29 protein-coding genes are annotated in these 25,587 nt (G+C 33.0%); all 29 read right to left on the bottom strand.

The features are described from left to right. Positions 1-8 precede the first annotated feature (8 nt). The 29 genes from ISP08_RS06290 to mnmA all read right to left on the bottom strand — a co-directional run bounded on the left by ISP08_RS06290 (position 9) and on the right by mnmA (position 25,584). Positions 9-470 (bottom strand): ComE operon protein 2, encoded by a 462-nt coding sequence (locus ISP08_RS06290; RefSeq protein ID WP_195718065.1) that lies wholly within the window; start codon positions 468-470, stop codon positions 9-11. Between the two features lie 55 nt (positions 471-525). Then, complete coding sequence (locus ISP08_RS06285; RefSeq protein ID WP_195718064.1) at positions 526-1,188, bottom strand: ComEA family DNA-binding protein; 663 nt, start codon at positions 1,186-1,188, stop codon at positions 526-528. Between the two features lie 50 nt (positions 1,189-1,238). Continuing rightward, a complete protein-coding gene (locus tag ISP08_RS06280) occupies positions 1,239-1,955 on the bottom strand; it encodes a class I SAM-dependent DNA methyltransferase (protein WP_195718063.1) in 717 nt (238 codons plus the stop codon). 2 nt (positions 1,956-1,957) lie between these two features. After that, positions 1,958-2,311: a ribosome silencing factor gene (rsfS, locus tag ISP08_RS06275; protein WP_048793549.1), complete on the bottom strand. Its 354-nt coding sequence runs from the start codon at positions 2,309-2,311 to the stop codon at positions 1,958-1,960. Then, positions 2,312-2,896, bottom strand: coding sequence for a bis(5'-nucleosyl)-tetraphosphatase (symmetrical) YqeK (gene yqeK / locus ISP08_RS06270; protein ID WP_048793548.1), 585 nt, complete (start codon positions 2,894-2,896; stop codon positions 2,312-2,314). It lies immediately after the preceding gene. Next, positions 2,886-3,458, bottom strand: coding sequence for a nicotinate-nucleotide adenylyltransferase (locus tag ISP08_RS06265; protein ID WP_195718062.1), 573 nt, complete (start codon positions 3,456-3,458; stop codon positions 2,886-2,888). Before ISP08_RS06265 ends, yqeK begins: the two co-directional genes overlap by 11 nt. Further along, positions 3,458-3,748 carry a ribosome assembly RNA-binding protein YhbY gene (gene yhbY, locus ISP08_RS06260; protein WP_048793546.1) on the bottom strand — a complete coding sequence of 97 codons (291 nt, stop codon included), beginning with the start codon at positions 3,746-3,748 and terminating at the stop codon, positions 3,458-3,460. Before yhbY ends, ISP08_RS06265 begins: the two co-directional genes overlap by 1 nt. Positions 3,749-3,760: 12 nt before the next feature. Beyond that, on the bottom strand, positions 3,761-4,558 hold the full coding sequence (aroE, locus tag ISP08_RS06255; RefSeq protein WP_195718061.1) for a shikimate dehydrogenase: 798 nt from the start codon (positions 4,556-4,558) through the stop codon (positions 3,761-3,763). 12 nt (positions 4,559-4,570) lie between these two features. After that, the gene (gene yqeH / locus ISP08_RS06250) at positions 4,571-5,677 is read right to left on the bottom strand and encodes a ribosome biogenesis GTPase YqeH (RefSeq protein ID WP_195718060.1); all 1,107 of its coding nucleotides are present in this window, start codon (positions 5,675-5,677) and stop codon (positions 4,571-4,573) included. Beyond that, the gene (locus ISP08_RS06245; protein WP_048793543.1) at positions 5,678-6,205 is read right to left on the bottom strand and encodes a YqeG family HAD IIIA-type phosphatase; all 528 of its coding nucleotides are present in this window, start codon (positions 6,203-6,205) and stop codon (positions 5,678-5,680) included. Between the two features lie 17 nt (positions 6,206-6,222). Further along, on the bottom strand, positions 6,223-6,909 hold the full coding sequence (locus ISP08_RS06240) for a 5'-methylthioadenosine/adenosylhomocysteine nucleosidase (protein WP_195718059.1): 687 nt from the start codon (positions 6,907-6,909) through the stop codon (positions 6,223-6,225). Between the two features lie 237 nt (positions 6,910-7,146). Further along, positions 7,147-8,379, bottom strand: a complete 1,233-nt coding sequence (locus tag ISP08_RS06235; RefSeq protein WP_195718058.1) for an NRAMP family divalent metal transporter — start codon at positions 8,377-8,379, stop codon at positions 7,147-7,149. A gap of 4 nt (positions 8,380-8,383) precedes the next feature. After that, on the bottom strand, positions 8,384-9,142 hold the full coding sequence (gene pxpA / locus ISP08_RS06230) for a 5-oxoprolinase subunit PxpA (protein WP_195718057.1): 759 nt from the start codon (positions 9,140-9,142) through the stop codon (positions 8,384-8,386). A gap of 2 nt (positions 9,143-9,144) precedes the next feature. Then, positions 9,145-10,500 (bottom strand): acetyl-CoA carboxylase biotin carboxylase subunit, encoded by a 1,356-nt coding sequence (locus tag ISP08_RS06225; RefSeq protein WP_048793539.1) that lies wholly within the window; start codon positions 10,498-10,500, stop codon positions 9,145-9,147. Between the two features lie 24 nt (positions 10,501-10,524). Next, complete coding sequence (locus ISP08_RS06220; protein ID WP_195718056.1) at positions 10,525-10,971, bottom strand: acetyl-CoA carboxylase biotin carboxyl carrier protein; 447 nt, start codon at positions 10,969-10,971, stop codon at positions 10,525-10,527. 2 nt (positions 10,972-10,973) lie between these two features. Next, a complete protein-coding gene (locus tag ISP08_RS06215) occupies positions 10,974-11,978 on the bottom strand; it encodes a 5-oxoprolinase subunit C family protein (RefSeq protein ID WP_195718055.1) in 1,005 nt (334 codons plus the stop codon). Then, positions 11,968-12,702: a 5-oxoprolinase subunit PxpB gene (gene pxpB, locus ISP08_RS06210; protein ID WP_195718054.1), complete on the bottom strand. Its 735-nt coding sequence runs from the start codon at positions 12,700-12,702 to the stop codon at positions 11,968-11,970. The genes ISP08_RS06215 and pxpB overlap by 11 nt, the downstream gene beginning before the upstream one ends. 204 nt (positions 12,703-12,906) lie before the next feature. Continuing rightward, positions 12,907-13,383, bottom strand: coding sequence for a transcription elongation factor GreA (greA, locus tag ISP08_RS06205; protein ID WP_048793535.1), 477 nt, complete (start codon positions 13,381-13,383; stop codon positions 12,907-12,909). 28 nt (positions 13,384-13,411) lie between these two features. Next, entirely contained in the window at positions 13,412-14,035 is a 624-nt protein-coding gene (udk, locus tag ISP08_RS06200) for a uridine kinase (RefSeq protein WP_048793534.1), read from the bottom strand. Then, positions 14,035-15,306: a peptidase U32 family protein gene (locus ISP08_RS06195; protein ID WP_195718053.1), complete on the bottom strand. Its 1,272-nt coding sequence runs from the start codon at positions 15,304-15,306 to the stop codon at positions 14,035-14,037. The genes udk and ISP08_RS06195 overlap by 1 nt, the downstream gene beginning before the upstream one ends. 14 nt (positions 15,307-15,320) lie before the next feature. Beyond that, positions 15,321-16,244: a peptidase U32 family protein gene (locus ISP08_RS06190; protein ID WP_195718052.1), complete on the bottom strand. Its 924-nt coding sequence runs from the start codon at positions 16,242-16,244 to the stop codon at positions 15,321-15,323. A 2-nt stretch (positions 16,245-16,246) separates the two neighbouring features. Further along, entirely contained in the window at positions 16,247-16,882 is a 636-nt protein-coding gene (locus ISP08_RS06185; protein ID WP_195718051.1) for an O-methyltransferase, read from the bottom strand. Positions 16,883-17,167: 285 nt separating this feature from the next. After that, a complete protein-coding gene (locus tag ISP08_RS06180; RefSeq protein ID WP_195718050.1) occupies positions 17,168-17,500 on the bottom strand; it encodes a DUF1292 domain-containing protein in 333 nt (110 codons plus the stop codon). 16 nt (positions 17,501-17,516) lie between these two features. Continuing rightward, complete coding sequence (gene ruvX / locus ISP08_RS06175) at positions 17,517-17,945, bottom strand: Holliday junction resolvase RuvX (RefSeq protein ID WP_048793529.1); 429 nt, start codon at positions 17,943-17,945, stop codon at positions 17,517-17,519. A gap of 2 nt (positions 17,946-17,947) precedes the next feature. After that, positions 17,948-18,211, bottom strand: coding sequence for an IreB family regulatory phosphoprotein (locus ISP08_RS06170; protein ID WP_048793528.1), 264 nt, complete (start codon positions 18,209-18,211; stop codon positions 17,948-17,950). Between the two features lie 65 nt (positions 18,212-18,276). Then, the gene (gene alaS / locus ISP08_RS06165; RefSeq protein ID WP_195718049.1) at positions 18,277-20,907 is read right to left on the bottom strand and encodes an alanine--tRNA ligase; all 2,631 of its coding nucleotides are present in this window, start codon (positions 20,905-20,907) and stop codon (positions 18,277-18,279) included. A 305-nt stretch (positions 20,908-21,212) separates the two neighbouring features. Then, a complete protein-coding gene (gene recD2, locus ISP08_RS06160) occupies positions 21,213-23,609 on the bottom strand; it encodes an SF1B family DNA helicase RecD2 (RefSeq protein ID WP_195718048.1) in 2,397 nt (798 codons plus the stop codon). 4 nt (positions 23,610-23,613) lie between these two features. After that, positions 23,614-24,291 (bottom strand): tetratricopeptide repeat protein, encoded by a 678-nt coding sequence (locus ISP08_RS06155; RefSeq protein ID WP_195718047.1) that lies wholly within the window; start codon positions 24,289-24,291, stop codon positions 23,614-23,616. A 180-nt stretch (positions 24,292-24,471) separates the two neighbouring features. Continuing rightward, positions 24,472-25,584, bottom strand: a complete 1,113-nt coding sequence (gene mnmA, locus ISP08_RS06150) for a tRNA 2-thiouridine(34) synthase MnmA (RefSeq protein WP_048793524.1) — start codon at positions 25,582-25,584, stop codon at positions 24,472-24,474. Positions 25,585-25,587 lie beyond the last annotated feature (3 nt).

Genomic DNA, 25,587 nt, shown 5'->3' with positions numbered 1-25,587 from the left:
AACATGTGCTATTTATTTAATAAATATTGAGCCACGTGTTCGGGGTTAAATGGAATTTTTTTATATTCAATATTTTGTTGATTTAATAATTTTAATGCATATTCATGGTTATGATAATCTTCGGCGTAGTAAATTGTTGTAATACCTGCTTGAATAATAGATTTAGTGCAGTTTAAGCAAGGGAAATGCGTAACATAAATAGTTGCGCCTTCTGTAGAAACACCCTGTTTAGCACATTGTAAAAGGGCATTCATCTCTGCATGAATTGTTCTAATACAATGTCCATCTTCAACTAAACAGCCTTCATCTATACAATGTACTTCTCCAGTAACAGAGCCATTATAACCACCTGCGATTATTCTATTGTCTTTTACAATTGTAGCCCCTACCGATAATCGTTCACAAGTTGAACGTAATGCTAATAGTTGGCTTTGAGCCATAAAGTATTCATCCCATTTAATTCTATCCATTTTGAAGCCTCCATTTACATTTAATAACTAATAATAAAATTTTAATACAGCGTCTTTATATTGTGAATTCTGCCTGTAATTTTTCAAACGTTTTAGTACCTATACCTTTGACTTCTTTTAGTTTTTCAATACTATCAAACGAGCCATGTTGTTCTCTATAGTTAATAATAGCTTGTGCTTTAGATTCACCGATACCATTGATTGTTTTTAGTTCATCAACGGTGGCTGTATTTAAATTAACTGGTGATTTCGAGATTTTATTTGGCATTTGATGAGCAGAAGTTAAATTAGTATTTAATGCATTTACTTTATCATTTTTGTTAGGTATTATCACTAATTTTTGATCTAATAATTTCTCGGCAAGGTTAACTGTAGATAATTCAGCATCATCAGTTGGTTGAGCTTTCTCTAAAAGTTGTTTTACCCTATCGGTTGATTTCATTTGATAAACATTTGGATATTTAACTGCGCCTTTAATATCTACATATATATTATCGGGCTGTTTGATTTTAGTATTAACTTTCGCGGAACTAAATGTATGATCTTTAACATTATCACTCTGATGCCCCATCTCTACTTTAGAAAAATGAGATGAATCAGTTTTTCCAAAGCTTGAGAAAGCTAATATCACGATTGCCATACCTACAAAGAAAGATATGAGGATTAAATTTCGCTTCTTTAATATTAATGACCTTAGTTGTGCTAACCAATAAGACATAAAAAAATCACTCCTTTACAGATAGACACGTGTAAAGAAGTGTAGTTACTCTATTTATTTACTATGAAAAATAATCTATTTCCATTTTCATCATGGTTCGAAGTATCGAAATCAACAAAAGTAGTAATATTAGTAAAACCAATATCTGTTAACGCTTTTTTATAAGTTTCTTCGGTAAATGTTCTTTGGTAATGGCTTTCATCGAATCTTTGATACAAGTCATTAGGTTGTTTCATAAAGAAAGACATTTCGTGCCACACACTATAAGGTTCTTCGCCTCTAATAGCATCCCAACCTAAAAATACTTCATCAGTTTCGTCGATATAACTTTGATTATTAAATAATGTGTCGAATTTATTTGTCGTATGCACATCAAACATTAATACACCGTTATCTTCTAAATGTTGATAAACATTTGAGAATGTTGCCTTAACATCATCTAAATCAGCTAAATAATTTAATGAATCACAAAAAATTGTAATCACATCAAATTTTGAATTTAGTGTGAAATCAGTCATATCTCCTTCAACCCAATTAATATGATGTGCCTTATTGGCTGCTAAAGCTAACATATCCACACTTAAATCCATGCCTGTTACATTATCAAACTGCGTCAATAAAGTAGTTAAGTTTCCTGTACCACAGCCAATATCTAATAAAGAATGGTGTTGTGGCGCATATTGTTCAACTATTTTCAACCAAGACTCATAAGGTTGGTCAAAAGTTAATTGGTCATAAAATAAACTTAAACCTTCATATTGTGACATAATTAATAAACTGCCTGTCTATAAGTTTCGATTGGTGCGTCTTGATATAATTTTTCAATATTATAATAATCGCGTTCGTCTTTATGGAAAACATGGATAACGACGTTTGCTAAATCTATTAATACCCAACGCGCTTCGTTATATCCTTCCATACGTTTAACTTCAATTTCAGCTTCATGTGCAGCGTCTTTTACTGCTTTGGCTATAGCCTGAACTTGACGATCATTATTTCCATGACAAACGACGAAATAATCAGTCATATCACTGATTCCTTGCATATCAATTGAAATAATATCTTCTGCTTTTTTATCTTCCGCAGCTTGAATAGCTAATTTTAATAATTGATCTGAATTCATTTAATCATCCTTTATTCTTTCATCACTGTAATTGTAATAATTTAAGCAAGCAATTGTTGCATCATACACGTTTATATCTTTACTAATTAAATGTAGTACTGTGCGTTTAGATATTTCATAAATTGTTTTATCTAAACTACCTTGATTGTATGCTAAATCTCTTATTTCTTCAACGCCAGGGGTTTGTCGACCTGGTTCTATATAATCCGCAATAAAAACAAGTTTTTCGGTTTTAGTCATTTGCGCACGGCCCGTAGTATGGTTTTTGATGGCTAATAACACTTCCTCATCGTTGATACCATACTCTTTATTCATGATAACAGCCGCTACTGGCCCGTGTAATATTTCCGAACCGTAACTTAATAAATCGCTGTCTAAGCCATTTTGAGTAACGATTTGATACATTGTACCTAAATCATCATATTTACAATAGTCGTGTAAAACACCAGCAATTTCAGCTTTCTGCGCATCACCATCGTATATTTCTGCAAGCTTAACAGCAGTTTTAGCCACGTTCATTGAGTGTATAAAACGTTTTTCAGGTAACTTTTCTTTAACTAACTCAACAGCATTATCAATTTTCATACAATCGTTCCTCTCTAATATATTGTTCAACACTTTGAGGGACAAGAATTTGAATAGATTGTTTATTTTTAACACGGTCTCTAATCATTGTAGAACTAATATCCATGCGTGGGATATTAATGGCTATCATATTATCTTCTACCTCTTGTGTTTTCTTATATCTATTCACAATGACAAATGTAATATATTGCATTAGTTCATCAATTTTGTACCATTTATCTAATTGTTCATACTGGTCGGTGCCGATAACGACGTAAATTTTACTATTTGGATTGTTATTAACAATACGAATGATAGTATCATACGTATAACTTTGGCCTTCTCTTTCGATTTCATCTAAGCAAAGTTCACCAAAACCAAGTTCTTCAATTGATTTTTCAATCATTTTAACTCTATAACGTGCATCAAGATAATCTTCATGTGATTTTAGTGGTGACATATGGCTTGGCATAAAATAAAATTTGTTTGGTGTTAATAAGTTATACACTTCACTTGCGACTAGCAAATGTGCAGTGTGTATCGGGTTAAATTGGCCACCATAAATAACAATAGAATGAGTCATTATGGTAATTCTATTGTTTTATTATCTTGTGATTCTTTGTAAAGAACAATCATTGACCCGATAACTTGTACGATTTCGCTATTCGTTTTTTGACTTACTTCTTGCGCTAAATCATTTTTGTCTTCAAAATTATTTTGTAATACGTGAATTTTAATTAATTCTCTGTTTTCTAAAATATCTACTAATTGGTCGACCATATTGTCATTAACGCCAGCTTTACCAATTTGGAAAGTTGGATCTACATTATGCGCCTTACTTCTTAAAAATCTCTTTTGTTTACCCGTTAACATATAATATCTCCTTTATAAATGGTTTAAAACCGTATCCTTCATTACTTCATAATTTGGTGTTAAATCTGTCCAGATTTTAAAGCTTTCCGCTCCTTGATTCACGAACATGTCTAAGCCGTTTTGTATAGGATTTCCTTTTCCTTCGGCTGCTTTTAAAATGGGTGTTTTAAATGGAATATAAACGATATCACTCACTAATGTATGTGGTGCTAAATTATCCAAATTTATTACTAAATCTTTATTGTTATTCATACCTACAGGTGTTGTATTAATTATGATATCAAATTCAGATAATGCTTTTTCAGCTTCTTCTAAACCGATTTTATTAATATCCATTTGCCAGTTATCAAATCTACTTAGTGTTCGATTGGCTACTGTAATTTTAGGATTAACATGTTTCATCAATTCATTAGTAATACCTTTACTTGCACCACCTGCACCTAATATTAAAATATATGCATTTGCTAGGTCAGGATATACTGTCTTTAATCCTTCGACATAACCAATACCATCCGTGTTATAACCAATCCACTTATTATCGCTAATTAAAACTGTATTTACCGCACCGACTGTTTTTGATTGTTCATCTATGTCATCGAGAAAAGGTATAATATGCTCTTTATGTGGAATTGTCACATTAAAACCTGAGAGGTTTTTCTCATTAATGATTTCTTTTATTGAATCAAAATTACTGGGATCAACATTTAGGGCCTCATAGTCGTGTTCTAATCCAAGCGCTTTAAAATTGGCATTATGCATTACTGGAGATAGTGAATGATCTATTGGGCTACCTATTACTGCATATTTCATACTTAACACACCTTACATAATTGAATTCCTTAACACTACATCTACATTTTTCGGTACTCTAACGATAACTTTTGCGCCTGCCTCTATTGTAATAAAACCAAGGCCGGAAATCATAACATCTCGTTTTTCTTTACCAGTTTCTAATCTAACAGCTTTTATATTCGCCAAATCAAAATTTTGACTATCTTTTGGTGGTGATAATACTGCGCCAAGTTGTTTGCGCCATAAATCATTGGCATTTTCGGTTTTGGTTCTATGAATATTTAGATCATTTGAAAAGTAACAAACGAGCGGTCTTTTACCACCACTTACGTAATCAATACGTGCTAAACCGCCAAAGAATAAAGTTTGCCCTTCATTCAGTTGGTAAACACGTTGTTTAATTTCATTTTTAGGCATAATCGTTTTGAGTTCTTTATCACTAACATAATGGGTCATTTGATGTTCTTGTATAATACCTGGTGTATCGTACATAAATGTTGTTTCATCTAAAGGAATATCAATCATATCTAACGTTGTCCCTGGGAAACGAGAAGTTGTAACAATATCTTTCTCTCCTACACTTTGTTCTATTAATTTGTTAATAAGCGTAGATTTTCCGACGTTAGTTGTCCCTACAATGTAAACATCTTGCTGATTACGTTTTTGCTCAATTGTCGACATTAATTCTTCTATGCCCCAACCTTTATCTGCAGAAATTAGAGTTACTTCTTCTGCTTCTAAACCGTATTTTCTTGCAGTTTTTTTCAGCCATTCTTTAACTCTTCTTTTATTAATTTGTTTTGGCAATAAATCCAACTTATTAGCAGCTAATATAACTTTCTTATTACCAACGATACGTTTTAAGGCATTAATAAATGAACCTTCAAAATCAAAAATATCGACTACATTGACAACGATACCTTTTTTATCAGCTAAACCATTTAATAAATCTAAAAAGTCTTCGCTGTTCATTCCTACATCTTGCACTTCATTATAATTTTTGAGTCTAAAGCATCTTTTACAAACAACGTCTTCTCTAAATAAATTATGTTCTGGCACATAACCTGCCGCATTTGGATCTTCTGATTGCAATGTTGCACCGCAACCGATACATTTTAGTTCTTCAGTTTCTGACAATCAATTTTCCTCCCATGTGATATAGCCTTTTTTTCTAAAGTGTTGAAGTAATCTACGTTCAATTATTCTATTAAATTTAGTAATAAATCCATCAGTTTGTTTTACTGGTACTACCATAATAGTAAATAGTCCTCTTCTTTTGCCACCGAATACATCAGTAAGCATTTGATCGCCTATTACTACGATTTCTTCAGGTTGTAATTGCATATGATTTGTCGCTTTTATAAATGCTTTACCCATTGGTTTGCGCGCTTTAAAAATAAAATCTACATCTAGTGATTGTGAAAAACTACCCACGCGTTGTTCGTTGTTGTTAGACACTATAGTAATTGTAATGCCTAATTCGTTGGCTTTTTTAAACCATGCTCTAACTTCTTCTGTCGGTGCGTCAACATCCCAACCAACTAAAGTATTATCTAAATCAGTAATAATGCCTTTAACACCAGAAGCAGCAAGTTTTTCTATATCTATTTGAAATATAGATTGCACATATTCATTTGGCATAAAATATTTCTTAAAAATTCCCATTTTTGATAATCACCTTTTTAAATTGTTTTAATTAATCTTTCAACTATTTTACTTGAAGAACGTGCAGCAGTTTTTAAAAATTCATCAAAACTCATTTCTGCTTCTCCATTTGCTAAATCAGAAATTGCTCTAGTCACAACGAAAGGTACATTAAATTGATAACACGTTTGAGCAATTGCCGTTGCTTCCATCTCTACAGCTAATGCATTATTAAAATTTTGTTTGATTTGCATACGTTGCTCATTAGAGCCAATAAAACTATCACCACTCACAATAAGACCCGTTTTGGCTGGCAAATGAGTCGCTTTAATTGCTTCGATTGATTGTGTTAATAATGTTTTGTCTGCCTCAAAAACGGCAGGCATTTGTGGTATTTGCCCATATTGATAGCCAAATGCAGTTGCATCTGCATCATGATATGCCAAAGCTTCGCTAACGACGACGTCACCGACTTTAAGTTCTTCATCTAAAGCTCCCGCTGAGCCAGTATTTATTATTTTAGATGGTCGGAAATGTTCAATTAATAGCGTCGTTGACATCGCTACATTTACTTTGCCAATACCACTTTGAGTTAAGACGACAGGTGTATCATTTAAATTTCCTTTATAAAACTTAACATGTGCTATCGTCACTTCTTCTAAGTTAGTTAATTTATCTTTTAATATTGCAACTTCTTCTTCCATTGCTCCTATTATACCTATCATTATAGTTCACCTCGATGTAATTTCATAGCCTTTGCCATTTTATCATATTTAACAACATAGCTCGATTATAGAACTAAATAATTATAAATTTATATCGGTTAATTGGCAACAATTATTATATGGTACGCTTTGCAAGTACATATTCACATAAATTCATTACGAACAAAAAATAGGAGTGCAACCATTTGATGAAATGATTCCACTCCTATTAACAATGACTGTTATATGCAATTTAACTTATGAACCAAATAAACTACCTAAACTTTGCAGTGAGAAAATACCTGTAACAATCGTTACAATTACCGCTATAATACCGAACCATAACATCCAATTTGGATGTTTATAGTCACCAACGATAGACTTACGTTTACTAGCAATTAAAATAGTACCTAAAGTGATTGGCAAAATTAAGCCGTTCAATGCGCCCGCAATAATTAATAACGAGACTGGTTTTCCAACAAATAAGAATATGATGGTAGATACTACTATAAATGCAATAACCATTAAATTAGCTTTATTAAATAATGATTTATGCAACGTTTTTAAGAATGTTGAACTTGTGTATGCTGATCCAATTACTGATGACATAGCAGCAGCAAATAAAACTACACCAAAAATATTTTTCCCTATAGGTCCCAAAACGTGTTCGAACACCGATGCAGGAGGGTTGTCAGAACTTAATGTGGCACCTGTAACTACGACACCTAGAACACCAAGGAATAATAATGTACGCAAAACGCCAGTTGTTAAAATACCTGCAATGGCAGCTTTATTTACGAAAGGTAAAAAGGATTTCCCTTGAATACCTGAATCTAATATTCTATGGGCGCCGGCAAATGTGATGTAACCGCCGACAGTTCCACCCACTAATGTAATAATTGGTAACACTAACGCGATTGGATGTTCTGGCATCACCACATGCTTTAATGCGTCTCCATATGGAGGATTTGCTTTAAACATGACAAAGGCAACAACAACGATCATTAGAGCACCTAAGACCATAGAAACGACATCCATAATCTTTTGACCACTTTTACTTATGAATATAGCGATTGATAGTACAGCCGTAATAGCTGCGCCCCATTTGACGTCTAGACCGAATATTGCATTTAAACCCAATCCAGCACCTGCGATATTACCAATGTTAAAAGCGAGTCCACCTATTGCAATTAATATCGAAATAAAAGTACCCAAGCCTTTAACAATATCATTTGCTACTTCTTGACCTCTTTTACCAGTAACAACTAATACACGCCAAATATTAATTTGAGCACCGATATCAATAAGTATTGATAAGAGTATTGCAAAAGCAAAACTTGCAGCAAATTGTGCTGTGAATACAGCCGTTTGTGTTAGAAACGCTGGCCCTATCGCTGAAGTAGCCATTAAAAATACTGATCCTAATAATAGCCGTTTATGGCTTTTTGTGAACTGAAAATCGCCGTCTTTTTTTGCTAATTTCTTCCCCATTGTTTTATCCTCCTAATGTCGAAATAGAAATACCTTCTTTCGATAATCTTTCTCTTATTTGTGATACAAATTCAAAAGCATGCGCCCCATCACCATGCACACAAATAGTATCAGCTTGTATTGAAATTTTTTCACCATTTTTTGCGGTTACTTGCTGATTTTTAACCATTGAAACAACTTGACTAATAGCTTCTTCTGTATCAGTAATTAAAGCATCAGATTCTTTTCTGCTCACTAATTGGCCATTTGCTTCATAACGTCTATCCGCAAAAACTTCAGATGCAGTTTGTAATCCAATTTCTTGCGCTTTAGAAATTAATAATGTGTTTGATAAACCAACAAATATTAAAGAAGGGTCAAAGTCATGGACTGCTTGTGCAATCGCATGTGCAATTTCTTCATCTCTTGCGCCCATTTGATAAAGCGCGCCATGAGGTTTAACATGATTTAATTTTGCATTATGAATCGCACAAAAACCATTGATTGCACCGAGTTGATATACAACAATATCATAAATTTCTTGTGGTGATAAATCCATATTACGTCTACCAAAACCTTGTAAATCAGGCAGGCCAGGATGAGCGCCAATACCAATATTATTTTCTTGTGCCAACTTAACTGTATTTTTCATGACTTGAGCATCACCTGCATGGAATCCACAAGCAATATTCGCCGAAGTAATTACTGGTATGATGTTTTCATCATTACCTATCTTGTAATTACCAAATGATTCACCTAAATCACAATTTAAATCTACTTTCATGATTAAGCCTCCTTAATGATGTTATGTCTATCTAAGAATTTAATATCCACATCTCTTGCATCTCCATGTGCATATGGTGGGTAATTTAATACTGCAAATAAGAAATCGGCTGTAGTCGTAAATCCATCAATGACCATTTCGTCTAAAGTAACTTTAAGTTTATCTATGGCTAATTGTCTATTTGATGCTTTAACGATTACTTTAGCTACCAAAGAGTCATAATATGGAGAAACCATATAGCCTGTATAAAGTAATGAATCTACTCTGACATTAAAGCCATGTGGTAAATGTAATCCTTTAACTTTACCAGGTGAAGGTTGAAACCCTTTTTCTGGATCTTCGGCATTAATACGTGCTTCTATTACATGCCCATCAAATGCAATTTCGTCCTGAGTAAAAGGTAATTCATTATACATCATTAAATATAATTGAGCTTGTAATAAATCTCTATTTGCTCTCATTTCTGTAACGGTGTGTTCTACTTGAATTCTGGCATTCATCTCGATGAAATAATAAGCATCTTCGGTAACTAAAAATTCTATCGTACCTGCACTTCTATAATTAGAAGCGCGCGCTACTTTAACGGCATCATTACATATTTGCGTTCTTTTTTCATCAGATAATGCAGAACATGGTGATTCTTCTATTAGCTTTTGATTTTTACGTTGTACAGAACAATCTCTTTCACCTAAATGAACAAAGTTGTCCTTGCCGTCTCCTACAACCTGTACTTCAACATGCTTAGCTACTGGTATAAATGCTTCGACATAAACTCTATCGTCATCAAAGTATTTTGCGCCTTCACTTTTTGCTTCTTTCAATGCTTTGCTAAGCTCTTCTTTACTTTTAACGATACGAATACCTTTACCGCCTCCACCACTAGCTGCTTTTAACACTAATGGGTAGCCAGTATCTTTTGCAATTTCCTCTACTTCTTCAATAGATTCTACTGCACCCGTTGAACCCGGTATGATGGGTACGTCAGCACCATGAACAGTTTGTCTTGCTGTTATTTTATCTCCCATCATTTCCATAGTACGGTATGTAGGTCCAATAAAATAAATGTCATTTTCTTCGACTTTACGAGCGAAAGAAGCACTTTCTGATAAAAAACCATAACCAGGATGGATAGCTGTTGCGCCTGTATTAATTGCAGCACTTATAATTCTATCTTGGTTTAAATAACTATCTAAAGCGTTTGCTTCGCCAATACAAACCGATTGATCTGCTAAGCTGACGTGTAAACTATTTTCGTCTCCTAAAGCGTAGACAGCAACCGTTTCAATATTGAGTTCACGACAAGCTCTTATAATACGTATTGCAATTTCTCCTCTGTTTGCGATTAGACATCGATCCATTAACTTAACCCCCTTAAATTACGCTTAGTCCACTTTAATTAGCGTTTGGTTATATTCCACTTGCGTACCATGATCCACAACGATTTCACTTACCGTTCCTTCAACATCGCTTACGACTTCATTTAATACTTTCATTGCTTCGATATAACCAATTACATCACCTTTGTTAACCGTTGAACCAACTTCAATAATTGGATTAGTCAATTCTTTTTCATCTTGTAGGAAAAATGTACCGACCATAGATGCATTTATTGATTTAGTGTTGTCTGCTTCAGTACTTTCCTCATCATGAGCAGAGTTATTCCCACTCCCTGTTGAAGATACGTTTGCAGAAGGTTGAACCGCATTACCACCACTATGTGGCTCTGTAAAATCAATATCGATTTCACTACTATGATCCTTATAGCTAAATTTTTTAACCTCATTGTCCTTAACTAATGTAATTAACTTTTCTATTTGTTCTAAATTCATTGTTATTCCCCTTTTAATAATTTTGCTATTTTTGAAGCTGTATTTCTCATTTCACTCATTTCAAATTGTGGCATTTCATTAATAGCTGTTAACGTTTTTGCAAATGCTTGCTGTTGTTTAATTAATTTATCAGTAGCTTCTTCTATAGTTATCCATTTGAATTGTATTTTATTACCAGGCTTCAATTGAGCCAAAACATTTAAATCAGCCTGGCAAACATTTGCAATCTTTGTATAACCGCCCACCGTTTGCTTATCATTTAATAAAATGATTGGATTACCATCATTAGGCACTTGAATACTTCCTAATGCAACTGGTTCTGATATTATATCTGCAGAACTGTCAGGACTAATAGTTGGCCCTTTTAAACGGTAACCCATGCGATCGGAACTATCAGAAATTGTAAAAGTATTTGCAGTAAGATCACTTTGCGCAGATGCAGAAAAAGCATCAATTTGTGGTCCTTCTACAATATGAATAGTTACTTGCTCATCTAAATTAAGTTGACCATTAAAACTTTGTCCTAATGTATGATTAGGATACTCATTTTCAATACAATTTATGTAATCACCTGATTTTAATGTACGTCCATTAAATCCTCCAATTTGGCTACGAGTATGAGTTGCATAACTATTAGCTACTTTTGGGATATCTAGTGGTTTTCCAAATAGTATGTAACATCTAGCACCCTCTATAACATTATTTAATTTTAAAATGTCACCTTTATTCGCTTTCACAACGGTCTGATGTGGAACTGATATTTCGTTAAGTTGTGCATTAAAAGGTGCGCCTGTAATTACGAATGTATTATTATCTTTAAACTCGATTGTCGGACCCATAATAGTACATTCTAAAGCCGGTCCATTATTGCCAATGAGTTGTTGGCCAATTTTAAATGCGTATTGATCTAATGCACCTGCAATTGAAAAACCTAAATTTTGAAAACCGATACGGCCTTCATCTTGTACAGTAGTGAATAATCCAGGTTGTTTAATTTTAATTGCCATTTTCTATCGTCACCAACCTTTCATAATCAAATGTATTATTTTGTTGTTGTTCTTTAAAATCTTCAAATTCTTCATGCGTAATACTATAAAATTTTATGTAATCACCTGGTTGATATAGACACATTGGCTCTCTATTGATATTAAATACATCAATCGGTGTTTGACCTATAATTTGCCAACCTCCTGGTGATTGCTTTGGATAAAGACCTGTTTGATTGTTAGCAATGCCAACAGACCCTGCAGGTATCTTAGTCCTAGGTTCACTTCTTCTAGGTGTATGTATTTTTTCACTTAGACCACCTAAAAATGGAAAACCAGGCATAAATCCAAGTAGATAAATCAAATATGAATTAGAACTATGTATGTTTACTACTTCGTCTATACTTAAATGATTATGCTGCGCAACTTCTACTAAATCCGGTCCATACTCATCACCATAGAGAACTGGTATGTTTATAATGCGTGTTTGCTTAATTTCAGTTGATATTGAATTTAAATCTAGCGCTTCAATATTTAACTGAGTAATTACATTTTTGGGCACGTCAACCGTTGTATCAATCGTTAACATAATAGAACGATAAGAAGGCACAATTTCTAAAATTGCACTAAGTTGTTGCTTTTCGATATATGTAACTACATGTTGTACTTTATTAAATGTTGGTCGAGAAATTTCATTCTCGAAGTAATATATAATTGTTTGTTCATTTAATATTTTGGTTTCCAAAATATTACTCCCCTTTAAATAAATTAAATTATCAGATAATTTAATTTAGTATATTTCTATTAAAGTAAAATTAAAGTCTGACTTTTATATTTACCCCAACTAAACTAAATTTATCAAACTTTCGTGAATTAGTATATCATTTTTTAACGCAAAATATAAAACCCCTTAATATCATTATGATATCAAGGGGTTTTAAAGTATAACTTATTTAATATCAACAATTTTAACGTTGATTTCTCCCCCATTTGGAAGAGGAACGCGAACTTCGTCATTTAATCCTTTACCAATTAAGTTTTTCGCCATAGGAGATTCATTAGAAATTTTACCGTTAAATGCGTCAGCTTCTGCTGAACCAACGATTTGGTAACTTTCTTCTTCGTCACCAGGTAATTCAACGAAAGTTACAGTTTTACCGATTTGTACGACGTTATTATCACCAGTATCTTCAATGATTAGAGCATTTCTTATCATATTTTCAATACGTTGGATGTCTTGTTCAATAAAGCCTTGTTCGTCTTTAGCTGCATCGTACTCTGAGTTCTCAGATAAGTCACCGAATGAACGAGCAACTTTTATTTTTTCGACAACTTCTGGTCGTTTTACAGTCTTTAATTCTTCTAATTCATGTTCTAATTTCTCATAACCCTCTTGAGTCATTGGATATTGTTTTTGATTTTCCATAATGTCATCTTCCTTTACTATAAAATTACTATTGCTTACTTACTAATGTCTGGATTTTAGTTGTCATTATGTCGATTGCGACTTTATTACTGCCACCTTCTGGAATTATGATATCGGCATACTTTTTAGTAGGTTCAATAAATTGATTGTGCATTGGACGCACTACATTAAGATATTGATTTACTACCGATTCCATTGTACGACCACGTTCTTCAGTGTCGCGCATTAAACGACGTAATATTCTTAAGTCTGCATCTGTATCAACATATATTTTAACGTCCATTAAATCTCTTAATGTTTTATTTTCCAGTGCAAATATACCTTCTACGATAATAACATCTTTTGGTTCAAATGCAATCGTTTCATCGCTTCTAGTATGGTTCTTATAATCATAAGTTGGTACTTCGACAACCTTATCATTTCTCAAATCATTTAAATTAGCGATTAATAAATCATTATCAAATGCAAAAGGATGATCATAATTGGTTTCTAATCGCTCTTCAAAAGATAAATGCGATTGGTCTTTATAGTAATAGTCTTGCGCTAAAAGTGCAACACTATGTCCTTCTAAATTTTTCATAATTTCATCAGTAACCGTTGTTTTCCCTGAACCTGATCCACCAGCAATTCCTATAATGGTCGTACTTTTCATTATCCAATTTCCTTTCTTATCATGTTGTTTGCATATAGAAGCTTATCGACTTTAATTTGAATAATTTGAAGTGGATGGCGCGCAGCATCTAATTCGTTACCTTCTTCGTCATAAATATGCTCTACAACTTGTTTAAATGTATCGATTTCTGGACCGAAAAATTCTATTTCTTCACCTGGTGCAAATTTATTACGTTGTTGAATTGTCGCAATTTGAGTTGTGTCATCATAATCTAATACTAGACCACAAAAATCATAAGACGATTGATTTTTTTCACCTACCGAGCCAAACATTTGCTCTTCATAACCTGGTGTGCCTTCAAAAAATGCTGGTGCAGTTGCTCTGTTCGCACATTTATTTAATTCAACTAACCAGTTCGGATTAATTTTAAAGTTTTCAGGATCAACAGCATAGGCATCGATGACTTTACGATACACAGATACAACTGTTGCTATATAATGAATCGACTTCATTCGACCTTCAATCTTAAGTGAATCGATACCAATATCCATCATGTTAGGAATAGATTCAATTAATTTTAAATCTTTGGGACTCATTGCAAATGGCACGACATCATTTTCATTATATAATAAATCCAATTCACCATCGTCATCAACTGCTAGTAAATCGTAGTCCCATCTACAACTTTGACAACAACCTCCACGGTTGGAATCACGGGCTGTCATATGATTACTTAGCGTACATCGACCTGAATATGCAATACACATAGCTCCGTGAATAAATGCTTCAATTTCTATATCAATTTTATCTTTCATCTCTTGCATTTCCATAGCACCTGTTTCACGGGCTAAAACGACACGGTCTAATCCTTCTTCTTTCCAAAATTCAACTGCTTTATAATTTGATAAAGATTGTTGAGTGGATAAATGAATTTCAAGTGATGGCGCAACTCTTTTGCATGTCTCTATTATTAAAGGATCGGCAACGATGATACCCGTGGCACCTGTTGCTTCAAGGTCTTTTAAATATGCATCTAATCCTTCAATGTTTTCATCATGGGCAATAATATTCGTTGTTACATATATTTTTGCGCCATATTTGCGTGCAAAATTTACGCCTTCTTCAATTTCAGCCATTGTAAAATTACCGGCATTTGATCTTAAACCGTACTCTTGTCCACCTAGAAAGACAGCGTCAGCACCATAATGAACTGCAATTTTTAGTTTTTCTAAATTTCCAGCTGGTGCAAGTAATTCAGGTTTTTTTATTTTAGGAGTAATAGAAGTATTTGCTTTCTCTAAAATTTTCACTTAATTTTCCTCCTTTAATATACTGTTTGTTTGAATAAAAATCCTTCATCAAATGGTCGATGTTCTGGCTGGATTTCTTCAATCGGATCTACGAGCATGAATTTCTCATCTTCGTAAGATTCTGGGTCCTCATTAAATAAATCGATAGCTTCTCTATATTGAGCTGTACAAACATTAATATATTCTTCTGATTGTAAAACACCATCGATTTTAAAAGCATCTATACCGGCTTCTAAAAGCGCATCTAATTCTTCTATTAAACAAATATCATTTGGAGACATAATATGCGTACCATTATAGTCTTCATACACCGGATATTTGTTATCACGTTCTTCGTCATATAATAACAACTGATTTGATATATCATTACGTTCGATTTTCATTTGACGTTGTTGGAAAGTATAGTAATTTCCTAATAACATACGTTTTGATTGGAACATACACGTCATACCATGTACTTGAACTTCAATTTCTACATTTGCATGTTGTTTGATATTTAATATTTCTTCTAAATTTAATTCTCTAGCTAATACCGCTCTGTTAGCACCTTTGTTGCCCCAATAATTACACTGGAAATAGTTTGTAACTAAAGTTTCTGCGTCCCAGTTTAATGGGATTGGATGTGCTTGCTGTTTGACGAACATCACTACAGCAGGATCACCAAAAATTATTCGATCTACATTTATTTCATGTAAATATGAAATATAATCTTCAAGCGCATTTAAATGATAATTATGGAAAATGCCATTTACAGCGACGTACGCTTTTTTATCGTGCTGATGTATTAATTCAACGGCTTCTTTCAAAGCAACGCGATCAAATTCACCGGCAAGTCTTAACCCAAATTTTTGTTCTCCAAGAACAAAAGCATCTGCACCTTTTTCGATGAGTGTTGCAATATGAGCAACAGATTTGGGTGTCACTAATAATTCAGTCATACTTACTCTCCTTTAATTGAAATAGCTAAACCATCATCAATATTTAAAAAATTAGTAGTAAACGCATCATTTTGTATTAACCACTCATTATATTTCTGTATTTTTTTGACCATTTGTTTTACATTTCTATTTCTAACTACATCAATATCAGCTACAAAATCATGATATAAGACGTTGTCTGTAATAACGACACCATTATGTTTTAATAAAGGGGTATATAATTCAAAAAATTTCTTTGATTGCGCTTTGGCAGCATCTATAAAAATCATATCAAAAGACTGATTTTTTATAGAATCAAATTGTTCTAATGCATCGCCTTTAATCATATGAATTTGCTTTTGGAAATTAAAGTGTTCAAAGTTATGCATTGCTTGTTCTTGCATTTGTTCATTTCGTTCGATTGTCGTTACTTGGATTTGTGGATCAATTGCAGCAAATTGCATTGAACTATATCCTATTGCAGTACCAATTTCAAGAATCCTAGTAGGTTTATGTATTCTAATAATTTGTTTAATCATTTCAAGTGTCATGCGATCAACAATAGGCACTTCATTTTCTTCTGCGTATGCTCTTAATTCTTCTATATTATTAGAATTATAGTCTAGTAAATTTAATAAATAAGCTTGATTTTTTTCCAAATTATAACTTCCTTTATATTATCTTTAAACAATTTCTTAAAGTGTATATCATAATGATTTTTAAATGACAAAATACAGTTATGTTTATACTTTTTATAGACATACGGTAAATATAAATTAACTTTAAATATTTTACCATATTTTGTTAAGAAAGATAAGATTGAAAAGGCAATGACTGCTTTTCTAGTTCTATAAATTACCGTGTTACGTTAATTTTTATACTTAACTATAAAAAAAGAATAAATTCTATTACTTTCTAATAGAATTTATTCTTTAAAGTGTTAATTATTCATGATCGTGATCATGGTCGTGCGTGTCATCCATTTCTGTATTAACAACTTCTTCAATCATATCCCATTCTTCGTCAGTTTCTACTGGTAAGAATTTACCACCTTCACCGTTTTCATCAGGGTCATTAATCATTGGGACTAATTCAATTAAATCGTCGTCATCAGCTTCTGCGCCTTCTTCAGCTAAAATGACATATTCTTTTTTAAATTCAGGATGATAGAATTCTAAAACTTTGCGGTAAAGAACTTCATTTCCTTCTTCGTCATAAAGTGTTAATAATTCTTCCTCATTATTAATTTGTAATTCTGCATTGTTATGTTCTGTCATCTTAAATTTCTCCTTTTTATTGAATTGAATCCAAGTAACCTTGCAAGATAAATACTGCAGCCATCTTATCGATAACTTTTTTTCTTTTTTGCCTAGATACATCAGCCTCTAGCAAAGAACGTTCTGCAGCCATTGTGCTAAGACGTTCATCCCACATGATTATTTCAAGTGAGGGTAAAGCTTCTTGAAGCTGTTCTTTGTATTGTAACGAAGCTTCCCCTCGAAATCCAATAGAATTATTCATATTTTTTGGTAATCCAATAACAACTGTGCCTACGTTTTCTTTTTTTACTATTTGTACAAGCTTATCAATTCCAAGCTCATTTTCATTTTCATTGATTCGGAGTGTGTCTAAGCCTTGTGCAGTCCAACCCATTAAATCACTAATGGCAATACCAACAGTTTTACTTCCTACATCAAGACCCATTATTTTTTTTGTTAGCATAATTATTCTTTCGTACTATCTTGAAGATAATTTGAGACTAATTCTTCCATAATGTCATCTCTATCGATATGTCTAATTTGGTTTCTCGCATCGTTGTGTCTTGGGATGTATGCAGGATCACCTGAAAGTAAATATCCTACGATTTGGTTTACAGGATTGTAACCACGTTCTTCTAATGTGTTATATACATTTAATAACACTGTTCTGACATCTTTCTTAGGCACTTCATCATAATTAAACTTCATAGTTTTATCTAAGTTTTCCACATCAAACACTCCTTCAAATATAGTAAAAAATGTACAATACTATTTTAACTTACTCTTTCTTCAAGTTACAATGATTTAATGTAATTTTTAATAAAACGTAAAGATTCTGTTATGTTTTCAGGTTGTGTACCGCCACCTTGAGCCATGTCAGGTCGGCCGCCACCTTTACCACCAACCACTGGAGCCATTTCTTTTATAATATCTCCAGCTTTTACTTTATCAGTTAATGATTTTGGTACTGTAGCAATAAGTGATACTTTATCTCCTACTTTGCTGATTAAAATAATAACAGTATCTTGTAATTTTGATTTGAAATCATCCATTGTTTCACGGATCGCATTAGCATTATCTACTTCTACTTCAGTAGCTAAGACATTTAAGCCATTAATTTCTTCGACTTGGTCTTTAATGTCGCCCATTTTCAGTGCTGTAATTTCTTTACTTCGTTGTTCTAACTGTCTGTTTAATGATTTCTCATCATTTTGCATTTGTACAACTTTATCTAATACTTGATCATCATCTTTTACTTTAATTTGCTTTTTCAATTGTTTGAAATGATTCTGAATTGTTTCTAAGTATAGTAATGCTGATTTACCAGTTAGCGCTTCAATTCTACGTACACCAGCACCTGTACCTGATTCACTTACAATTTTGAATAAACCGATTTCTGAAGTATTGTTTACATGGATACCACCACATAATTCTATTGAATATGGAGACATGTCGACAACTCTTACAACATCACCGTATTTTTCACCAAATAGTGCCATAGCACCCATTTTTTTAGCTTCGTCAATAGACATCTCTTTTATAGAGACTGAAATATTATTCCATATTTCTTCATTTACACGACGTTCAACAATTTCGATTTCCTCTTCAGATAATGGACCAAAATGTGAAAAGTCAAAACGTAATCTGTCTGGTTCTACTAATGAACCTGCTTGGTTAACATGATCTCCTAAGATTTCTTTCAATGCGGCATGCAATAAATGTGTCGCACTGTGATTTTTCTTAATTGATTGTCGTTCATTTTGATTTACTACGGCTGTAACTTCAGCGCCTGTAGTTACCTTACCAAATTGTACTTTTCCTGTGTGTAAGTTTTGACCGTTTGGTGCTTTAGTTACTTCTTCTACATAGATTTCAAAGCTATCATTACTAATTGTACCCTTATCGGCAACTTGTCCACCACTAACAGCATAGAAAGGTGTTTCTTTTAGGATAAGGCTAATTTCGTCTCCAGCTTCTACTGTAGTAACTAGCTCACCATCTTTAATAATATCAGTTATTGTAGAATCAGCTGACATTTGGTCATATCCAACAAACGTACTGTCAGTATTAATTTGTTTTAAGACATCACTTTGGATTTGCATAGATTGTCCACTTTGACGAGCTTGACGTGCACGATCTCTTTGCTTTTGCATTTCTACTTCGAATGTTTCCATATCTATTGATAACCCTTCTTGTTGAGCAAATTCTTCAGTTAACTCGACTGGGAAACCATAAGTATCGTAAAGCTTAAATGCATCTTCACCAGCAATAGTTTTATCGCCATCTTTAGCTTTTTGTATCAGTGTATTTAAAATAGCTAATCCTTCTTGTAATGTTTCATGGAATCTTTCTTCTTCTGATTTAATTACACGTTGTATAAACTGTGCTTTTTCTTTGACGTTTGGGTAGTATGGTTCCATAATTTCCGCAACGATATCAACTAATTGATATAAGAAAGGTTCATTAATGTCTAATGACTGGCTAAAACGTACGGCTCTACGTAATAATCTACGTAATACATAGCCACGCCCTTCGTTTGCTGGCAATGCGCCATCAGCAATAGCAAATGAGATTGTTCTAATATGGTCTGAAATAACTTTAAACGCAACATCGTATTCATTATTAGTTAAATATTTTTTGCCAGAAATTTTTTCTACTTCTTCAATAATAGGCATAAATAAATCTGTCTCATAGTTAGTACGTACATCTTGCGCAACGGACGCCATTCTTTCAAGACCCATGCCTGTATCAATATTTTTATTTGGTAGTGGCGTATAAGTATGGTCTTTATTATGATTAAATTCACTAAACACTAAGTTCCATACTTCTAAATAACGTTCGTTTTCACCGCCTGGATACATTTCTTCTGGTGGGTCTTCTTGACCATATTCGTCTCCGCGATCATAAAATATTTCAGTGTTTGGCCCAGAAGGTCCCTCACCTATATCCCAAAAGTTACCTTCAATTCGAATAATGCGACTTTCTTCAAGTCCAATATCTTCATGCCATAATTTATAAGCCTCAGTATCCTCAGGATGTATCGTTACATATAGTTTGCTTGGTTCCATACCCATCCATTTATCACTAGTTAAAAATTCCCAAGCATATTCAATTGCTTCTTTTTTGAAATAGTCACCGATAGAAAAATTACCTAACATTTCGAAGAATGTGTGGTGACGTGCAGTGAAACCAACATTTTCAATGTCATTCGTACGAATAGCTTTTTGTGAATTTACAATTCTAGGTTTTCTTGGCGTTTCACGACCATCGAAATATTTTTTTAATGTTGCAACTCCAGAGTTAATCCATAATAATGAATCATCATCGATAGGAACGAGTGGTGCAGAAGGCTCTACCATATGTCCTTTTTCTACGAAGAAATCTATAAAACCTTGTCTAATCTCACTTGCTTTTAAATTTTTCATTAATAACCCTCCAATTTAATACATACATCATTTATAAATAATTTTGCGCACAAAAAAAGTTCATCCTCTATATAAGGGACGAACAATTCGCGGTACCACCCTAGTTATAAACAAAACAATAATGTTATACCTAAACATTCTATCTTGTTTATCACTCAATTAAGTATTTATTAATAATGACACGAAGTAGCGTTCAATAGCTCAAGCTGTACTTTTCACCAACCAGTACATCTCTTTATGTCCTGAGATATTTACTCATCTTCTTTTAAACTTTAAATATATTGTATTTATTTTCTAACTCCGTGTCAATCATTAACGAAGTCATAAGGTGACATTTGCCCCATATTAATCATGGGGTCTATTTTGTAAATTGTAGTTTCGCTTAATTCTATTGAAGCATCAAAACTACTATTAATCTGTTCTTCGTTCGTTTGCAAATCAGTTTCGTCATTTTTAAAGTATGCTTGTAATAAAGCACAGAGTTGAGTCATTCTAACTTGCCCATTCGTTTTCAAACCTAAATCAAAGGCTTGTGGATCGCCTAAAAATACTAAAGACTGTTTGGCTCGTGTTAAACCAGTATATAGGATAGGCTTCTGTAACATTCTATAATATTGTTTGACCATAGGCATAATGACAATCGGAAATTCCGAACCTTGAGATTTATGGATAGACGTGCAATAGGCATGTGTGAGTTCCATTAAATCTTGTCTAGTAAAGGTGATTTCATTGCCTTCAAAATCTACAATTACGACATCTTTGTCTAAAGCATTTTCTTTTGCCCAAAATATGCCAACTATAACGCCAATATCACCATTAAAGATATTATCGTTAGGGCGATTGACCAGTTGTAAAACTTTATCGCCTTTACGAAATAATACTTCACCAAATTCGATTTCCCTTGTATCTTTTTCCTTAGGATTCAAGATACCTTGTAATACAGAATTTAATTTTTTTATGCCTGCTGACCCTTTATACATAGGTGCTAATACTTGGATATCACTCATATCATACCCTTTTGAAACTGCACTATTAACTACTTTGTCAACGACTTCAGGAATTTGTTCCGTAGAACAATTTATAAAGTTTCTATCATGAAAACGTTGCGTAATGTCGACCTTTTGATTTAATTTAATGCGATGTGCCAACTCTATAATACTAGAACCTTCTTGTTGACGATAAACTTCAGTAAGATTAACTCTTGGAATTACTTTAGAATCAATTAAATCTTTAAAAACTTGTCCAGGACCCACTGAAGGTAATTGGTCTTCATCTCCAACTAAAATAACTTGTGCATCTATAGGAACGGCACTCATAAATTGATGGAATAACCACGTATCTACCATAGACATCTCATCTATAATGATTAATTTTGCATTAATTTCATTATCTAATATATCTTCTGGTTGTGTATCTTGATTCCACCCAATTAACCGATGAATCGTCATTGCTTCTAAGTCTGTTGATTCAGATAATCTTTTAGAAGCTCTACCTGTTGGTGCGCCTAATACAATTGGGTAATCATCTTCCTTATAATCATCGTAATCTAAAGATAAACCATGAATTTCAGCATATAATTCTACAATGCCTTTAATAACAGTGGTTTTACCAGTACCAGGTCCTCCAGTTAATAACATCACTTTAGAATTCATCGCTGTTTGTAAAGCTTCTCTTTGTGATTCGGCATAGCTGACGTTGTTTTTATCTTCAATATCTCCAATTTCTAACAATAGTTCCGAAGTTTCCATATCTTTTAATTTCTTCGTATACGTAAAATTACGATAGAGATTTTGTACACTTTTAATTTCTGAGTAATACAAACTTGGAATTGCAAACTGGTCCTCTTTTTGTATTAATTTAGTATCATTAACGAGTTGCTCAATTTGTGCTTCAATTTGATTTCTTTCTATTTCTTCTGCTGGTGGATTTGATAACATATCTTGTACATTATCTATTAAAAATTGACTTGGCAAATAAGTATGTCCTTGTTTAATACACTCTTCTTCTAATTGATATAAAATACCTGCTTTAATACGTTCTGGATCATTATATTGAATGCCTATATTTTTAGCTAATATGTCTGCTTTATTAAAACCAATACCTTTTACATCATAAACAAGTTGATACGGACTTTTTTCAATTACATTTAACGTTTCGCCAAGATATGTTTGATAAATATTCATGGCTAATTTAGGACCAAAGCCTAAATCATGTAATCGAATAATAATACGTTCAGTTTCTTGATTACTCGCGATTTGTTCGGCAATTTGTTGTTGCTTTTTCTTAGGTAATCCAGGCACTTTTTCAAGTACTGTAGCATCGTTTAAAATATCTGAAATTGTATTTTCACCTAAGGTGTTGACGATACTTTGTGCAGTCTTTTTACCTATACCTTTAAATAAACCGCTAGAAAGATAACTGACGATGGCTTCTTTTGTTTGCGGCAATTCTTTTTCGAATGTTTCGGCCTTTAATTGTTTCCCATACTTCGGATGGGTAGCAACTTGTCCTTTGAAAGTATATACATCACCTTCAACAACTTCAGGGAAAAATCCTACGACTGTTGGCATACTATCAAAGGTTTCATTTGATTCAATTGTATCGACTTTTAACACGGTATAGAAGTTGTCTTTATTTTGAAAAAGTATTGCATCAACCGTGCCTTTAACCATTGAATAGTTAAACAGTGTAGAATCAGCCATGTCGTTATTCCTCCTCTTGAATAGATTTAAAAGTTGCTATAGCATGTTGACTCATATGGTGTTCTGGATTGATAGCTACCGCTTTATTAAAGTAATATAAAGCATCGTCAACATTTTCAGTACTCATATATGTAGCTAAACCTAAATTATAAAGCGCATCAACATGTTCCTTATCCAATGTTAATACATAATTTAATTGCTCAATAGCTTGGTCATACATTTCTAAATGACATAATACCAACCCGTATTGGAATTGAACTTCTACATCTTGTCGGTCATCCGCTTCAGCTGCCGTCATTAAAAATGGCATCGCTTGTTTAAATGATTCGAGTTGATTAAATGACATCCCTATCATATAATTTGCGTCAATTTTATCAACTAAACCATCTTTGGCATGTTGTAACGCAGTTTGATATAACTTTATTGCCTCATTAAAACGTCCTTCATTATAATAAACATTTGCTAAATTATAATAAACTGCACCGTTTTCGGCATCAATTGTTAACGCTTTTTGGAAAAATGTTTCTGCGTGTTCAATTTCGCCTGCTTCTGCTATTAAAATACCAGAATTTATGTAATTTTCAATTTCTTGGGGGTTATTTTCTATATTATCAAATAAAGCTTGTAATGCCTTATCATTTTGCCCTTGTTTTATATAATTATAAATTTCTTCTTGTTCCATGCTCAATACCTCATTTCTAATAGCTTAGTATAACATTATATTAAAAAAGTAATGTAGTTTAAACAAAAAAAGAGAATGAGAAATAATATGTTTCATTCAAATAATGGGTGCATATTACAAGCATTACTTGAATGAATTTAGTAAACATTTACTTCTCAATCTCTATTTTGGAATTTTCTATTATACTACGTAACTTAATTGACCAGAATTTTTATATACATCGTCAATTGTTGCGCCACCTAAACAAACTTCACCGTCATAAAATACGACTGCTTGACCTGGTGTAATTGCACGTACTGGCACATCAAAAGTAACACGAATTGCATTATCTGCTTCTCTTTGTACAAATACTTTTGTATCTTTTTGTCGATATCTAAATTTAGCAGTACATTCAAAGCCATTTGTTAAATCTACGTCGTTAACGAATGAGATGTCTGAAGCAATTAAATAATCACTATATAATGCATCATGGTCAAAACCTTGTTCAACATACAGTTCATTATCTTCTAAATTTTTACCAACTACGAACCATGGATCACCATCGCCGCCTATACCAAGACCGTGACGTTGTCCAATCGTATAATACATCAAACCACCATGTTCACCTTTTACTTCACCATTTAGTGTAACCATTTTACCCGATTGAGCAGGTAAATATTGTGATAAAAATGTTTTGAAGTTTCTTTCACCAATAAAACAAATACCAGTTGAATCTTTTTTCTTAGCAGTGGCTAAGTTTTGTTCTTCGGCTATTTTTCTAACTTCTTTTTTATCAATATCTCCTATAGGGAACATAACTTTTGATAATTGCTCTTGTGATAGTTGATTTAAGAAATATGTTTGATCTTTGTTGTTATCTACGCCTCTTAACATTTCTACATGACCATCTTCATGACGTTTTATACGTGCATAATGTCCAGTCGCTACATAATCAGCACCTAGTTTAAGTGCATGTTCTAAAAATGCTTTAAATTTAATTTCTTTGTTACACATTACATCCGGATTTGGCGTTCTACCTTTTTTATATTCATCTAGGAAATATGTGAATACTTTATCCCAGTATTGTTGTTCAAAATTTACCGCATAATACGGTATACCGATTTGGTTACAAACTGCAATAACATCATTATAATCTTCTGTTGCAGTACAAACGCCATTTTCGTCTGTGTCGTCCCAATTTTTCATAAAGATACCAATGACATCGTAACCTTGCTCTTTTAATAAATGAGCTGTAACAGAACTATCTACACCACCTGACATTCCAACAACTACACGTGTATTTTCATTGCCCAACTA

Source organism: Staphylococcus lloydii (assembly GCF_015775975.1).
Lineage (GTDB): Bacteria > Bacillota > Bacilli > Staphylococcales > Staphylococcaceae > Staphylococcus > Staphylococcus lloydii.
The sequence above is the reverse complement of the archived record's forward strand: the minus strand, read 5'-3'. Positions and strand labels throughout refer to the sequence as shown.

What these genes read in the sequence shown, in the direction of transcription:
- ISP08_RS06290 (WP_195718065.1), bottom strand. Translation starts at nt 470, where the DNA reads ATGGATAGAATTAAATGGGATGAATACTTTATGGCTCAAAGCCAACTA.
- ISP08_RS06285 (WP_195718064.1), bottom strand. Translation starts at nt 1,188, where the DNA reads ATGTCTTATTGGTTAGCACAACTAAGGTCATTAATATTAAAGAAGCGA.
- ISP08_RS06280 (WP_195718063.1), bottom strand. Translation starts at nt 1,955, where the DNA reads ATGTCACAATATGAAGGTTTAAGTTTATTTTATGACCAATTAACTTTT.
- rsfS (WP_048793549.1), bottom strand. Translation starts at nt 2,311, where the DNA reads ATGAATTCAGATCAATTATTAAAATTAGCTATTCAAGCTGCGGAAGAT.
- yqeK (WP_048793548.1), bottom strand. Translation starts at nt 2,896, where the DNA reads ATGAAAATTGATAATGCTGTTGAGTTAGTTAAAGAAAAGTTACCTGAA.
- ISP08_RS06265 (WP_195718062.1), bottom strand. Translation starts at nt 3,458, where the DNA reads ATGACTCATTCTATTGTTATTTATGGTGGCCAATTTAACCCGATACAC.
- yhbY (WP_048793546.1), bottom strand. Translation starts at nt 3,748, where the DNA reads ATGTTAACGGGTAAACAAAAGAGATTTTTAAGAAGTAAGGCGCATAAT.
- aroE (WP_195718061.1), bottom strand. Translation starts at nt 4,558, where the DNA reads ATGAAATATGCAGTAATAGGTAGCCCAATAGATCATTCACTATCTCCA.
- ISP08_RS06245 (WP_048793543.1), bottom strand. Translation starts at nt 6,205, where the DNA reads ATGGGAATTTTTAAGAAATATTTTATGCCAAATGAATATGTGCAATCT.
- ISP08_RS06240 (WP_195718059.1), bottom strand. Translation starts at nt 6,909, where the DNA reads ATGATAGGTATAATAGGAGCAATGGAAGAAGAAGTTGCAATATTAAAA.
- ISP08_RS06235 (WP_195718058.1), bottom strand. Translation starts at nt 8,379, where the DNA reads ATGGGGAAGAAATTAGCAAAAAAAGACGGCGATTTTCAGTTCACAAAA.
- pxpA (WP_195718057.1), bottom strand. Translation starts at nt 9,142, where the DNA reads ATGAAAGTAGATTTAAATTGTGATTTAGGTGAATCATTTGGTAATTAC.
- ISP08_RS06225 (WP_048793539.1), bottom strand. Translation starts at nt 10,500, where the DNA reads ATGGATCGATGTCTAATCGCAAACAGAGGAGAAATTGCAATACGTATT.
- ISP08_RS06220 (WP_195718056.1), bottom strand. Translation starts at nt 10,971, where the DNA reads ATGAATTTAGAACAAATAGAAAAGTTAATTACATTAGTTAAGGACAAT.
- ISP08_RS06215 (WP_195718055.1), bottom strand. Translation starts at nt 11,978, where the DNA reads ATGGCAATTAAAATTAAACAACCTGGATTATTCACTACTGTACAAGAT.
- greA (WP_048793535.1), bottom strand. Translation starts at nt 13,383, where the DNA reads ATGGAAAATCAAAAACAATATCCAATGACTCAAGAGGGTTATGAGAAA.
- udk (WP_048793534.1), bottom strand. Translation starts at nt 14,035, where the DNA reads ATGAAAAGTACGACCATTATAGGAATTGCTGGTGGATCAGGTTCAGGG.
- ISP08_RS06190 (WP_195718052.1), bottom strand. Translation starts at nt 16,244, where the DNA reads ATGACTGAATTATTAGTGACACCCAAATCTGTTGCTCATATTGCAACA.
- ISP08_RS06180 (WP_195718050.1), bottom strand. Translation starts at nt 17,500, where the DNA reads ATGACAGAACATAACAATGCAGAATTACAAATTAATAATGAGGAAGAA.
- ruvX (WP_048793529.1), bottom strand. Translation starts at nt 17,945, where the DNA reads ATGCTAACAAAAAAAATAATGGGTCTTGATGTAGGAAGTAAAACTGTT.
- alaS (WP_195718049.1), bottom strand. Translation starts at nt 20,907, where the DNA reads ATGAAAAATTTAAAAGCAAGTGAGATTAGACAAGGTTTTATAGATTTC.
- recD2 (WP_195718048.1), bottom strand. Translation starts at nt 23,609, where the DNA reads ATGGCTGATTCTACACTGTTTAACTATTCAATGGTTAAAGGCACGGTT.
- ISP08_RS06155 (WP_195718047.1), bottom strand. Translation starts at nt 24,291, where the DNA reads ATGGAACAAGAAGAAATTTATAATTATATAAAACAAGGGCAAAATGAT.